The sequence below is a fragment of the Geomonas sp. Red276 genome (genome assembly GCF_054784495.1).
The window spans coordinates 21,372-34,489 of record NZ_BLXW01000034.1 but is presented as its reverse complement, the minus strand read 5'-3'; the positions used below and the strand labels follow the sequence as shown (position 1 = coordinate 34,489).

At 63.3% G+C, this 13,118-nt stretch carries 11 protein-coding genes; 10 read left to right on the top strand and 1 reads right to left on the bottom strand.

All coding sequences use genetic code 11. The features are described from left to right. The first annotated feature begins 561 nt into the window (after positions 1-561). The 9 genes from murI to ACYVL5_RS18845 all read left to right on the top strand — a co-directional run bounded on the left by murI (position 562) and on the right by ACYVL5_RS18845 (position 10,814). Entirely contained in the window at positions 562-1,401 is an 840-nt protein-coding gene (gene murI, locus ACYVL5_RS18885) for a glutamate racemase (protein WP_460597127.1), read from the top strand. After that, on the top strand, positions 1,385-1,942 hold the full coding sequence (locus ACYVL5_RS18880; protein WP_460597126.1) for a GerMN domain-containing protein: 558 nt from the start codon (positions 1,385-1,387) through the stop codon (positions 1,940-1,942). Before murI ends, ACYVL5_RS18880 begins: the two co-directional genes overlap by 17 nt. A gap of 232 nt (positions 1,943-2,174) precedes the next feature. Next, positions 2,175-4,580, top strand: a complete 2,406-nt coding sequence (locus ACYVL5_RS18875; RefSeq protein WP_460597142.1) for a homocysteine S-methyltransferase family protein — start codon at positions 2,175-2,177, stop codon at positions 4,578-4,580. A gap of 110 nt (positions 4,581-4,690) precedes the next feature. Then, positions 4,691-5,293, top strand: a complete 603-nt coding sequence (locus ACYVL5_RS18870; protein WP_460597125.1) for a hypothetical protein — start codon at positions 4,691-4,693, stop codon at positions 5,291-5,293. A gap of 22 nt (positions 5,294-5,315) precedes the next feature. Beyond that, positions 5,316-6,140 (top strand): transketolase, encoded by an 825-nt coding sequence (locus tag ACYVL5_RS18865; protein WP_460597124.1) that lies wholly within the window; start codon positions 5,316-5,318, stop codon positions 6,138-6,140. A 17-nt stretch (positions 6,141-6,157) separates the two neighbouring features. Further along, positions 6,158-7,090, top strand: coding sequence for a transketolase family protein (locus tag ACYVL5_RS18860; RefSeq protein ID WP_460597123.1), 933 nt, complete (start codon positions 6,158-6,160; stop codon positions 7,088-7,090). Next, complete coding sequence (locus ACYVL5_RS18855; protein ID WP_460597122.1) at positions 7,087-7,779, top strand: type II secretion system protein; 693 nt, start codon at positions 7,087-7,089, stop codon at positions 7,777-7,779. The genes ACYVL5_RS18860 and ACYVL5_RS18855 overlap by 4 nt, the downstream gene beginning before the upstream one ends. A 101-nt stretch (positions 7,780-7,880) precedes the next feature. After that, a complete protein-coding gene (locus tag ACYVL5_RS18850) occupies positions 7,881-9,419 on the top strand; it encodes a sensor histidine kinase (RefSeq protein ID WP_460597121.1) in 1,539 nt (512 codons plus the stop codon). A 24-nt stretch (positions 9,420-9,443) separates the two neighbouring features. Next, positions 9,444-10,814: a sigma-54-dependent transcriptional regulator gene (locus ACYVL5_RS18845; RefSeq protein ID WP_460597120.1), complete on the top strand. Its 1,371-nt coding sequence runs from the start codon at positions 9,444-9,446 to the stop codon at positions 10,812-10,814. 320 nt (positions 10,815-11,134) lie between these two features. Here the strand turns inward: ACYVL5_RS18845 and ACYVL5_RS18840 are convergent, their stop codons facing one another. Beyond that, complete coding sequence (locus tag ACYVL5_RS18840) at positions 11,135-12,241, bottom strand: DUF362 domain-containing protein (protein WP_460597119.1); 1,107 nt, start codon at positions 12,239-12,241, stop codon at positions 11,135-11,137. Between the two features lie 171 nt (positions 12,242-12,412). Between ACYVL5_RS18840 and ACYVL5_RS18835 the strand changes: the two genes are divergently transcribed. Beyond that, on the top strand, positions 12,413-13,117 hold the full coding sequence (locus ACYVL5_RS18835) for a response regulator (protein WP_460597118.1): 705 nt from the start codon (positions 12,413-12,415) through the stop codon (positions 13,115-13,117). Position 13,118: the final 1 nt, after the last annotated feature.

Sequence of the window (13,118 nt, the reverse complement as noted above, 5' to 3'; positions counted from 1 at the left end):
TGCATTTGTCAACCCCGCAATGGTGTTATAATGACAATGGGAAACCGTTGATTTGACTGCTCTTTTCTGGGCGCCCTGCCGCGGTTTTCGTAAGGGTAAACCATGTTTTGATCACCGTAGAACGGGCTGCCTGGGTACCTCGATGGGGATTGCTCGGTTTATCGGGGGGGAAGGGGGGACTCGCCGGGGAGCCGGGGGTGGAAAAACCCGGCAAAGAGCGCCCTTTTAAGGGGATGAAACCTTGACAATTCCACTAGCCATCAAATAACATAGCCTCTTTAGCGCCGGGGTCAAGCCACGGCTGAACCTTTTGGAAATTGGATCAGCGGTAAAATGGCCATCTATTAGCCAGCCCTTATCCACAGGGTAGGTCGCGTCGAGGGACGAAACGCGACGCCTTAAGAGGAAATGTTGCGTCTCACGATGAAACCGTTCAACGCAACCTACGTGTCTAGCTCAATGTAGCATCCGGTAGGTCGCGTCGAGGAACGAAACGCGGCGCCTTTGAGAGGCAATCGCCGTATTTCACGACTCCAAGATAGAGCAGGGAGAGCGGTTAAGTTGAACTGGAAAGCAATCGGCATTTTCGACTCCGGGGTAGGCGGACTGACGGTTCTCAAGGAGATCGTCCGGGTCCTTCCCCAGGAGGATACCATCTACCTGGGGGACACCGCCCGGGTTCCCTACGGAACCAAATCGCCCGAGACGGTGATCCGCTACTCGCATCAGATCGCCCATTACCTGCAGAGCCAGGACATCAAGCTCCTGGTGGTCGCCTGCAACACCGCCTCCGCGGTGGCGCTCGCCTCGCTCAGCGCCGAGCTCCCGTTCCCGGTGGTGGGGGTGATCGAGCCGGGGGCGAAAGCGGCGGTCGCGGCGACCAGGACCGGGAAGGTCGGGGTCATCGGCACCGCGGGGACCATCGGATCGAGCGCCTACACCAAGGCCATCAAGAGGATCAACCCGGACATCGAGGTGGTGACCCGCGCCTGCCCGCTCTTCGTGCCGCTGGCCGAGGAAGGGTGGGTGGACAACGAGGTGGCGAGGCTGACCGCCAGGATCTACCTGGGCGACCTCAGGGAGCAGGGGGCCGATACCCTGGTGCTCGGCTGCACCCACTATCCGATCCTCAAGAAGGTGATCGCCGAGGTCATGGGACCCGGGGTCACCCTGGTCGATTCCGCCGAGGAGACCACCCTGACCGTGGCGGGGATCCTGGGGGAGCAGGACCTCCTTCGCCCGAAGGGGGAGCTGGGGAATCATCATTACTACGTCACCGACGTCCCCGCCGGCTTCATCAGGGTCGGCAACCGCTTCCTGGGGGGGAACCTCGGCGACGTCTACCAGGTCGACCTGGAGCAGGATCTCCAGTCCGGAGGCAGCCTTGAAGAAGCGTACTAGCAAAGCCAAGGGCATCCTGCTGATCTCCTTTCTGCTGTTCGCGGTGGTGATCGGCGGGCTGCTGGCCAGGAAGTACCAGGCCACCACCCATACCGCTCCGCCGGCCGCCGCGCAGGAGGAGCCTGCGGGGAGCGTGGTGGCGACCCTTTTCTTCGCCTCCCCGGACGGCAAGAGCCTGGTCCGCGAGGGGCGCGAGATCGAGATCGAGGAGGGGGTCGAGGACGGCATCGAGAGTGTGGTCGACGAGCTCATCAGCGGTCCCCTCGGTGGACTCTCCGCGACCCTCCCCTCCAACGTAAGGGTGATCGGGGTGAAGCTCAACGGGCCGGTGGCCCAGGTGGATTTCACCGGCGAGCTCAAGGAATTCATGGCCCAGCCCGGGCAGGCGGTTCCCACCGTCTATTCAATAGTGGATTCGGTGACCGCCAACTTCCCGCAGGTGAAGGCGGTGCAGATCCTGGTCGACGGGGCACCGCTCGACGCGGTCGGCAAGCTCGACCTGAAAGGGCCGGTGGCGCCGGAGTACGAAAAGAAGTTCTAAACAAGAACAAGTTCTAGGTTCTACGTTCTATGTTCTACGTTGGAACCAGGGACTCTGTGAATATTTAATGCCGGCCTCTCACGGTCACGGCAGGGCTCCCTGCCTCGACAAAGAGAGTGCCGGTTTCGCTTTATCCGCACGTACCACATGATGCAACAGTCAATCGGGTTTCTAACTTAGAACCTAGAACATAGAACTTGGTTTAGAACTTGTTTCTTTGGAGGTTTACATGATGCCGTTCATGAAGGCGTTGGAAGAGCGGGTGCTGGTGCTGGACGGGGCGATGGGTACCATGCTGCAGGCGCGCGGCCTGAAGCCGGGGCAGTCCCCCGAAGAAATGAACCTGGCCGCACCGGAGGTGGTGGCCGGGGTGCACGCGGCCTACCTGGAGGCGGGCGCCGACATCATCGTGACCAACACCTTCGGCGGCTCTTCCGCCAAGCTCGAGCACTACGGCCTGGGCGACCGGGTGGCGGAGATCAACAAGGCGGCGGTGAAGCTCGCCCGCGAGGTGGCGGGGGAGAAGGCCTACGTGGCCGGCTCCATCGGACCGACGGGGCGCTTCGTGGAGCCGGTGGGGGATCTCTCCTTCGACGCCATGGCCGGCATCTTCCGCGAGCAGGCGGCCGCCCTCATCGAGGCGGGCTGCGACCTGATCACCCTGGAGACCTTCCTCGACATCAAGGAGATCCGGGCGGCGGTGATCGCCATCCGCGAGATCGATGCCGACATCCCGGTCATCGCCATGCTCACCTTCGAGGAGAAGGGGAGAAGCGTGCTCGGCTCCCCTCCCGAGGCGGCCGCCATCACCCTGGAGGCCGCGGGTGCCTCCATCATCGGCTCCAACTGCGGCCTCGGGGTGGACGGGATGTACGACATCCTGACCGCCATGCGCAAGGTCACCACGCTGCCGCTCATCTGCCAGGCCAATGCCGGTCTCCCGATCCTCAAGGAGGGCGTCACCGTCTTCCCGGCTACCCCGGAGGAGATGACCGCCTACCACGCCCGCTTCGTCGAGCTCGGTGTCCGGATCATCGGCGGCTGCTGCGGCACCACTCCCGCCCATATCTCCGCCATGAAGAAGGCGCTTTCGGGAAGGGAGGGACGCTTCGAGCGCGCTCCCGGTAACGGCACCACCTGGATCTCCAGCCGCGGCTCCTTCGCCCCCATCGGGCGCGACTTCCCGCTGGCGGTCATCGGCGAGCGGATCAACCCGACCGGCAAGAAACTCTATTCCCAGGAGCTCAGGGAAGGGAAGGTGAGCTACATCCGGCGCGAGGCGCTGGAGCAGACCACCCTGGGTGCTACCCTTCTGGACGTCAACGTCGGGGCCCCCGGCGTCGACGAGCCCGCCTGCATGGAGCGGGCGGTCTTCTGCATCACCGGTGCCGTCCAGACCCCGCTGGTTCTCGACTCCTCATCGCCGGTGGCGCTCGAGGCGGGACTCAAGGCCGCCGACGGCAAGGTCCTCATCAACTCGGTGAACGGTGAGGAGAAGAGCCTTGCCGCCGTCCTCCCGCTCGCCAAGAAATACGGCGCCGCCCTGGTCTGCCTGACCCTCGACGAATCCGGGATCCCGGCCACCGCCGACGGCCGGGTGGCCGTCGCCGCTAAAATCGCCGCCCGCGCGGCCGAGTACGGGATTCCCAAGAGCGACCTCGTGGTCGACTGCCTGACCCTCACCGTGAGCGCCGAGCAGAAGGGTGCCCTGGTGACCCTGGAGGCGATCAGGCGCGTGCGCGAGGAGCTCGGTCTCAACACCGTGCTGGGCGTGAGCAACATCTCCTTCGGCCTTCCCTGCCGTCCGCTCATCTCCTCCACCTTCTTCTCGATGGCCATGCTCTCCGGGCTCACCGCCGCCATCGTGAACCCGAAGGAGGAGGCGATGATGGCTGCCTGGCGAAGCGCCATGGTCCTTTTGGGGAAGGACGTGAACGCCGTCCGCTACATCGACGCCTACAAGGGAACCCAGCTTCAGGCTGCCGCCGCCCCGGCGGTCGCCGAGCCGGAAGGGATCCGCGGCCGGCTCGCCCGCGCCATCATCGAAGGGGAGCTGGAAGGGGTGAGCGCCCTGGTGGAGGAGGCGCTCGCCGAGGGGCTTACCCCGATGGAGATCAGCACCGAGGGGCTCTTGAAGGGGCTCGAGGAAGTCGGGCGCCGCTTCGGGAGCGGGATCTTCTTCCTCCCGCAGGTGATGGTCTCCGCCGACACCATGAAGGCCGCCTTCGTAAGGCTCAAGAAGGAGATGAAGGCCGGCTCGATGGTGAGCCTAGGGAAGATCATTATGGCCACCGTCGAGGGGGACATCCACGACATCGGCAAGAACATCGTCTGCACCCTGCTGGAAAACCACGGCTTCGAGGTGATCGACCTCGGCAAGAACGTCTCCTCGGGGCGCATCCTCGAGGAGGCCCGCCGCCACCAGGTGGACGCGGTGGGGCTCTCCGCCCTGATGACCACCACCATGGCCCAGATGGAAGTGGTGGTGAAGCTCCTGAGGGAAGAAGGGGTGAAGACCTTCACCATGGTCGGGGGCGCGGTGGTGACGCAGGAATACGCCAACGAGATCGGCGCCGACCTCTACGCCAAGGACGCCATGGAGGCGGTGGAGCGGATCAAGAAACTGCTGGCAAAATAAACGGTTTTGGGAAAAGGCAACGAAGTTTTCCACATCGAATATCGCTTGCAACACCGCGTGCGCTGTGCTAACTTGCGCTCGGTACGCCATTTGGCGTAGAGGGTAGAGTGATGGTGTTAGGATTCAACCACAACATCGGCTACAAAGGGGAGGTTTTCCACGTCCAGACCGAGGACAGTGGCAAGGCCAATCCGCATATCATCACCCTGCTATATCGCAAAGGGACCATCATCGCCTCGTCCAAGACCAGCTACGCGGACATCATCAAGGTGGACCAGTTGGAAACCGTGGTCGAGTCGATCATGAAGGAGCAGCACAAGGACATGATGCGCCGCCTTAAAAGCGGCGAGTTCGATGCCCGCATCTTCGGACAGGCAGCGCAAAATGCCGGTGAGGCGCCGGCCGCGGCCGAGGCCCCTGCCGCCCAGGCTCCTGCCGCAAAGCCGGAGGCCGCACCCGCTGCCCAGCCGGCCGCCGTGCAGGAGAAGGGCGCTCCCCATGCCCATCACGCGCCGCACCTGACCAGGTCGGCATCCGCTCCCGCCGCTTCCGCCGGCCAGGGAGCAGCTCCGGGCCATCTGGCCGCTTCCCAGCCGCCCGCCGGAGCCCGGACGGCGGCAACCCCTCAGCAGACCACTCCCTCGCCTTCCCCCTCCAAACGCAGCCTCGATGAGGTGATCCTCGATTACCTGATCACCGGCGAGGAAAAATAAAGCCATCCTGAAAGGAATCTTCGTGAAAGAAAAGATTGCAGAGCTGGAAGAGAAGGCGAGGCGGCTGCGGGTCGCCATCGTGAAAACCCTGCACAAGTCGCAGTCCGGCCACACCGGCGGATCGCTCTCCGCGATCGACATGGTGTGCGCCCTCTATTTCCACAAGATGCGCCACAACCCCGCCGACCCCGCCTGGGACGGCAGGGATCGCTTCGTGCTCTCCAAGGGGCATGCCGCCCCGGCCCTCTACGTCACCCTGGCCGAGTGCGGGTACTTCCCGAGCGAGGACCTGATGATGCTCCGCCGCCTGGGGAGCCATCTCCAGGGGCACCCGGATTCCAAGGGGACCCCGGGGGTCGACGTCTGCACCGGCTCGCTCGGGCAGGGTCTCTCCATGGCCAACGGCATGGCGCTGGGACTTAAGCTGGACGGCAAGGAGAACCGGGTCTACGCGGTCCTGGGCGACGGTGAGCTCCAGGAAGGGCAGATCTGGGAGGCCGCCATGGCCGCCGCCCACTACGGCAGCGACAACCTCTGCGCCATGATCGACGCCAACGGGCTGCAGATCGACGGCCAGGTCTCCAAGGTGATGAACGTCGAGTCCATCGCCGCCAAGTTCGCCGCCTTCGGCTGGAACGTGATCGAGATCGACGGCCACGACATGGGGCAGATCCTCTCGGCGCTGGACGAGGCCGAGGCCTTCAAGGGTGCCCCCACCGCCATCGTGGCCAAGACCGTCAAGGGCAAGGGTGTCCATCTCTTCGAGAACAAGGCCTCCTACCACGGTGTCACCCCCAACGACGAAGAGCTTCCCGAGGCCCTCAAGTGCCTTGGCTGCTTTGACTAGAGAAAGGATACGACGACATGATTGCAACTAGGGACGCTTACGGCGAGGCTCTCGCGGAGCTCGGCGCCGAGAACGAGAATATAGTGGCACTGGACGCCGACCTTTCCGGCTCCACCAAGACCGGGGTCTTCGCCAAGAAATTCCCCAACCGCTTCTTCAACATGGGGATCGCCGAGGCCAACATGGTCGGGACCGCCGCCGGGCTCGCCTCGGTCGGCAAGATCCCCTTCCTCTCCACCTTCGCCATCTTCGCGGCCGGCCGCGCCTGGGAGCAGATCCGCCAGTCGGTCTGCTACCCGAAGGCCAACGTGAAGATCGTCGCCACCCACGGCGGGGTCACCGTCGGCGAGGACGGCGGGAGCCACCAGTCGGTCGAGGACGTCGCCATCATGCGCGCCATCCCGAACATGACCGTCATCGTGCCGGCCGACGGCGAGGAGACCAAGGGGGCCATCCGGGCCGCCGCCCAGTACAAGGGGCCGGTCTACGTCCGCCTGGGGCGCAACAAGGTCCCCAACGTCTTCCCGGCCGGCCACCAGTTCGAGATCGGCAAGGGGGTCCAGCTGGTCGACGGCAGCGACGTCACCTTGGTGACCACCGGCCTCATGACCGCCCAGGCGGTGATCGCCGCCGAAAAGCTCCAGGCCGACGGCATCTCCGCCCGCGTGGTGCACATCGGCACCGTGAAGCCGCTCGACAAGGAGCTCGTCCTCAAGGCCGCCCGCGAGACCGGCGCCATCGTCACCGCCGAGGAGCATTCCGTGGTGGGTGGCCTGGGCGGCGCGGTGGCCGAGCTTTTGGGCGAGGAGTGCCCGACCCTCATGAAGCGGGTCGGCATCCACGACCGCTTCGGCATCTCCGGCAAGTCGGACGAACTCCTCAAGTACTTCGGCCTCAACGCCGAGACGCTGGTCGAGGAAGCCAGGGAGATCGTTTCGAGGAAGAAATGATCCGGCGTACGCTGGCATCCTCTTCCGGTGTGACCTACATCGGCGCCTTGGTCATGGTGGTGATCCTGGCGCTGATGGCGTCCCGCACGGCGATGGTCTGGAAGACGCAGATGCAGCGTGAAAGGGAGACCGAGCTCCTGTGGCGCGGTCACCAGTACATGGAGGCCCTCAGGCGCTGGTACTGGCCCAACGGCGTCCCGAGCACGCCGACCGGCACCGCGGGACAGCCCCAGGGGACCTCGTCCACCACCGGCTATCCCGTCTACCCCCAGACCATCCCCAACGATGCGCCGCGCCTGACCGACCTGAAGGATCTCCTGAAGGGAACCGGCCTCAAGCCCAAGCCGTGCATCCGGAAGCTCTACAAGGATCCGATGTTCCCGGGGAAGGACAAGGAGTTCGACGTCATCAAGGACGCCAACCAGCGGATCATCGGCGTGAAGAGCACCTCCGCGGAAAAGCCGATCAGGCAGGGGCGGGAGAACTTCTGGCTCGACTTCGACTTCGCCGATTTCGAGGGGAAGAAGAGCTACAGCGAGTGGGAGTTCATCTGCATCCACTGGCCCAAGCCGATCGGCGCCGGCGGCCAGATCAAGGGGCTTTCCACCAGCAGTCCCGGCGGGCTGCCGACCGGCTCCGACTCCACCGGGTCCCAGCCTAACGGCCCCGGATCCCAGAACAGACCGTGACCGGCGGGGCCGGTCGTTTTCATGCCGCCTGACGCGCGGACAATCCGAGACTCTTTCCGGAGGCATCACTGATCTTCAAGAGCCTGACAACTCGCGTCATCGTGCTATCGATCTGCCTTTTGGTCTTCGGTATCAGCACCTTCGCCTTCCTCACCCTGCGGCGTGAGCAGCGGCAGCTGTTGAACTCCGCCCGGGAGTCCAGCGAACTCCTCCTCAACACCATCGAGCGCAGCGTCTACAACTCCATGCGGATCGGCAACACCGAGGACGTCCAGGTCATCCTGGAGATGGTGGGGCAAAACGAGAAGCTGGTCGGCGTCCGTATCTTCCATCCCCACGGGGTGATCCTCAAGTCCTCCCAGCCCGGCGAGGTCGGGCACATGGTGGACGAGCGCGACTTCAAGCTCTTCCTCGAGAACAAGCGGGAGGGGGTCTTCAACCTGGACGGGCACGGCGAGGTGCTCGGGATGGTGAAGCCGATCTACAACGACCGCCAGTGCAACCTCTGCCACGGCGACAAGAGCCGTATCATCGGCCTTCTGAACGTCAACTACTCGCTGGTGGAGACCCGCAAGAGGATCGTGGAGCTCACCAACCTCTTCATCCTTTCCACCCTGGCCATCATCTCCTTCCTCTCGCTCGCCATCTCGTTCGTCATGGTGAAGTTCATCAAGAGGCCGCTGGTCCGGATGAGCGACAACATGGCCAAGGTCGAGGCGGGAGACCTCTCGGTCCGCATGACCTCCCACGGCAAGGACGAGATCGGGCAGCTGATCAAGAGCTTCGACTCCATGGTGGGGAGGCTCGACAGCGCCAAGAAGGAGCTGGAGGCGTTCCACTTCCAGCAGATGGAGCGCGCCGACCGGCTCGCCTCGGTGGGGGAGATGGCGGCCGGCATCGCCCACGAGATCAAGAACCCCCTGACCGGGATCGCCGCCGCCATCACGGTCTTGAAGGACGACTTCACCTCCGACGATCCGCGGGCCATGATCATCAACGAGGTGCTGGAGCAGATCTCCCGGCTGGACAAGACGGTCAACGACCTCCTCTTCTTCGGGAAGCCGACCGCCCCCGAGCCGTCCTGCACCGACCTCAACCACACCATCCAGAAGACCCTGGTCTTCGCCGCCCAGCACCGCGGGGGGAAGAACATCGAGAAGGTCCTCCAGCTCGATCCCGACCTCCCGCCGGTCTACGTCGATCCCAAGCAGATGCAGCAGGTCTTCCTGAACCTCTTTTTGAACGCGGTGCAGGCGATGCAGCAGGGGGGGACCCTGACCGTGAAGAGCGGGATCACCCGGGTGGACGGCGTCGACATGGTGCAGATCCTGGTGACCGACACCGGGCAGGGGATCCCTCCCCAGATCCTGGAAAAGATCTTCACCCCTTTCTTCACCACCAAGGCGCAGGGAACCGGCCTTGGGCTGCCGATCTGCCACCGGCTGATCGACCAGCACGGGGGGCGCCTGTCGGTGGTGAGCGAGGACGGCAAGGGGACCACCTTCACCGTAGAACTTCCCGCCTTCCACCCGGAAGGAAAGTGCGGCATTACTCCCGTCAAGGAGCTTCCCCCCGGGGAGGATGCCATCGACCCGGCAACTGCCGGGCGTCCCGACACCTCGGCGACGACTCCAACCTGACCAAGATCAAGCCAAGGAGCATCAATGCGCAAGACGAAGATCATGGTAGTTGACGACGAACACCTCATCCGGTGGTCGTTGGAGCAGAATCTCAAGAAGCAGGGGTACGAAGTCTGCACGGCGGGAACCGGCGAGGACGCGCTGAGGCTCGCCCGCGAGGAACAGCCGGAACTGGTGCTCTTGGACTATCACCTCCCCGGGATCAACGGGCTGGAGGTGCTGCAGCGCCTGAAAGAGTACGACGAGGACATCGTGGTCATCATGGTCACCGCCCAGGGAGGGCTGGAGACCGCGGTGAACACCATGCGCCACGGCGCCTACGACTACATCAACAAACCGTTCAACCTGGACGAGATGTCGATCGTCATCAGGAAGGCCTTGGAGACCCAGGACCTGCGCCGCGAGGTGGTGCAGCTCAGGAGCGAGCACAAGAAGCTCGGCCCCCCGAAGATCCTCGGGAGCTCGAAGCACATGCGCAACGTGCTCGACATGATGGCCAAGGTCGCCAAGAGCGACGCCTCCACCGTGCTCGTGCAGGGCGAGTCCGGGACCGGCAAGGAGCTGGTTGCCAAGTGGATCCACTACGAGTCGGCCCGCTCCGACAAGCCGTTCGTGGCGATCAACTGCGCCGCGGTGCCGGCCACCCTTTTGGAGAGCGAGCTCTTCGGCCATGAGAAGGGCGCCTTCACCGACGCCAAGACCTCCAAGAAGGGTCTCTTCGAGCTGGCCGACGGCGGCACCGTCTTCCTCGACGAGATCGGGGACATGGAAATCGGGATGCAGGCCAAGCTCCTGCGCTTTTTGGAGGACAGGACCTTCCGGAGGATCGGCGGGACCAAGAGCATCCCGGTGGACGTCAGGATCATCTCGGCGACCAACAAGGACCTCCTGAAGGCGATCGAGGATAAGAGCTTCAGAAACGACCTCTACTACCGTCTGCAGGTCATCCCGATCTTCCTCCCGGCCCTGCGTGAGCGCAAGGAAGACATCCTGGTCCTGGCCAACCACTTCATCGAGGTGTTCGGCAGGGAGTTCAACAAGCAGGTGAAGGGGATCTCCAGCATGGCGGAGAAGCTCCTGGTCGAGTACAACTGGCCCGGCAACATCCGCGAGCTGAAAAACGTCATCGAGAGGGCGATCATCCTCGGCAACGACGAGAACCTGCTGTTGGAGAACCTCCCGCTGGAGATCGTGGCCAAGGCGTCGCAGGTGACCGTCCCGATGGCGACCTTCAAGCTGCCGCCGGAGGGGATCGACATCGAGGAAGTCGAGCGGGAGCTGATCAAGCAGTCCCTGGAGATGACCGACTGGAACCAGTCCAAGGCCGCCAAGAAGCTGAACCTCGGCATCGACGCATTCAGGTACCGGATGAAGAAGTTCGGCTTCCTGAAGTAGCGTTAAGGGCGGATAAGGGCAGAGGGAAAACCAAGGCAATGGAACGCGGATGACGCGGATTGAGCGGATTTACGCGGATTAAACCAGAATCAAGAACGAGGCTTTTGGGGTAAGTTCAAAGGCTGAGAGTCATAACAAAGAAAAGGCACCGGACGTAGTACGCGTCGGTGCCTTTTCTTTTTTGCTGGCATCAGAAGAAATTGCCAAGAGAGCGCGGCAACGAGTCCCCCCCCTTGTTAAAGGGGGGACAGGGTGGATTTGCCTTTAAGCCTGGTCCGCCTTTATCCGCCCAATCCGTGTCATCCGTGTTCTAATCCCTTTCAGATTTTAACCAGTTCGTACTCCCTCACCCCGACTCCTATCTTCTCCGCGTGCTCGAGCTGCACTTCCCAGTCGATCTCCGGGTGTACCCCTCTGAACTTGTCGCCTCCCGGCTCGTGCCCGCTGGCAAGCGCGGTGTCCTGGTTGCCACGGGCGTTATTGACCAGGTCGGCGCAGGCCTGGTCGAGCGCCACCGGATCGGTGGAGGCGCAGATCCCGATGTCGTTCACGATCGGGGCATCGGCGTGCCCGTAGCAGTCGCAGGCGGGGGAAACCTGGGTGATGAAGTTTAGAAAGAGGGTCTTTCCCTTCTTGCCGTGCAACGCCCCGGCGGCATACTCGGCCATCTTCCGCATGACGAGCGAGGCGCTCTCGTTCCACTGGATGTTGATCGCCTTCCTCACACAGGCGGTGATGCAGCGGCTGCAGCCGACGCAGAGCTCGGGGTCGATCTTCGCCTTACCCTCCAGTATGGTAATGGCGGCATGGGCGCAGGATTTGAGGCAGACGGAGCAGCCGTTGCAGTACTTCTCGGCCACCTTGGGCGCCACCGTCGAGTGCTGCTGCATCTTGCCGGTCCGGCTGGAGCACCCCATCCCGAGGTTCTTCAGGGTCCCGCCGAAGCCGGTCAGCTCGTGGCACTTGAAATGGGACACCGCCACCAGGGCGTCCGCCTCCAGGATCTCGGCGCCGATGTTGACCTTCTTCAGGATCTCGCCGTTCACCTCGACGTCGCGGGCGCTATGCCCTTTGAGCCCGTCGCACATGACGAGGGGAGCCCCCACCACGGCGTAGGCGAAGCCGTTTTCGACCGCGCAGGCGAGCGCAGATACCGCTTCCTTGCGCTGCCCCGGGTAGAGGGTCGAGGAGTCGGTCAAAAAGGGGAGGGCGCCGCACCCCTTGATCTCGTCCACCACCCGCCGCAGGAAAATCGGCCTGATGAAGGTGTGGTTACCCTTCTCCCCGAAGTGGACCTTGACCGCCACCAGCTCCCCCTCGTGCACGCAGGAGGCGAGTCCCGCTTCCTTCATTAGTCTCCCGATCTTGTCGAAAAGGTTCTCGCGGGCTCCGGCCCGCATGTCGGCGAAGTACACCTTGCTGGACATGGCTCTCTCCTGCTGAAATTATTGGCGATCTGGGATTGGTAGCATATCTCGCGCCGCATTTCAACCTGGTTAACCTTTTGCTTGCTCTGCCCAGAAAATATGTTATTTATTAAATTCATGAGACCACATGGCGTAAAAACAATCGAATGTGACGAGAGGGAGCTCTGGGTGATGGGGCTGGGTGACCGTCCGGAGCGGGGGAACGTGGTCTGCGGGTACCTCGCCAAGGGTGGGATTCGCTGCCGTACCGCCAAGCTGGAGGAACTCGCGGTCTGCACCCCCCGCGCCGTGCTCCTCGACATCTCACCCTGGTCCGACGACGGCTGGAGTGTCCTCCTATCCCTCAAGGCCAATCCCGCCACCCGCGAGATTCCGGTGCTGCCGCTTTATCTGAGCGAGGCGGGGGAGATCGGCGAGGTGATGAGGGTGGCAGGGTTCTTCACGCTTCCGCTCGAAGAGGGGTACCTCGCCAAGAAGCTCCGCCAGTACGGGTTGGCCGACGAGTCGGAGGATTACGACCTGCAGGCCATGATCGTCACCAGGCGCGGCGAGGAGGGGGTCCAGAAGACGGTCGAGGGGCTCGGCTTCGAGGTGGTGAACGCCTATACCGGCAAGGAGGCGGTGGCGCTCGGGACCCTCATCCATCCCTACATGATCTTCTGCTCGCTCCAGTTGGCCGACATGGCCGCCTTCGACCTCATGCACCGCTTCCTGCTCTACCCGCAGACCCGCAACATCCCGTTCTTCGTGCTGCTGAAAGACTCCATGAAACCGGGCGAGCGCACCGCCATGACCCGCAGCGTCGAGCACCTGGTCAGAAAGGAGTACCTCTCCGGCGAGGAGTTCCTTTCCTACTTCAAACGGGTCGCGACCTGAA

Excerpts from the sequence above, each read along its gene's own strand:
- ACYVL5_RS18875 (WP_460597142.1), top strand. The coding sequence starts at position 2,175 with ATGCCGTTCATGAAGGCGTTGGAAGAGCGGGTGCTGGTGCTGGACGGG.
- ACYVL5_RS18870 (WP_460597125.1), top strand. The coding sequence starts at position 4,691 with ATGGTGTTAGGATTCAACCACAACATCGGCTACAAAGGGGAGGTTTTC.
- ACYVL5_RS18860 (WP_460597123.1), top strand. The coding sequence starts at position 6,158 with ATGATTGCAACTAGGGACGCTTACGGCGAGGCTCTCGCGGAGCTCGGC.
- ACYVL5_RS18855 (WP_460597122.1), top strand. The coding sequence starts at position 7,087 with ATGATCCGGCGTACGCTGGCATCCTCTTCCGGTGTGACCTACATCGGC.
- ACYVL5_RS18845 (WP_460597120.1), top strand. The coding sequence starts at position 9,444 with ATGCGCAAGACGAAGATCATGGTAGTTGACGACGAACACCTCATCCGG.
- ACYVL5_RS18840 (WP_460597119.1), bottom strand. The coding sequence starts at position 12,241 with ATGTCCAGCAAGGTGTACTTCGCCGACATGCGGGCCGGAGCCCGCGAG.
- ACYVL5_RS18835 (WP_460597118.1), top strand. The coding sequence starts at position 12,413 with ATGGGGCTGGGTGACCGTCCGGAGCGGGGGAACGTGGTCTGCGGGTAC.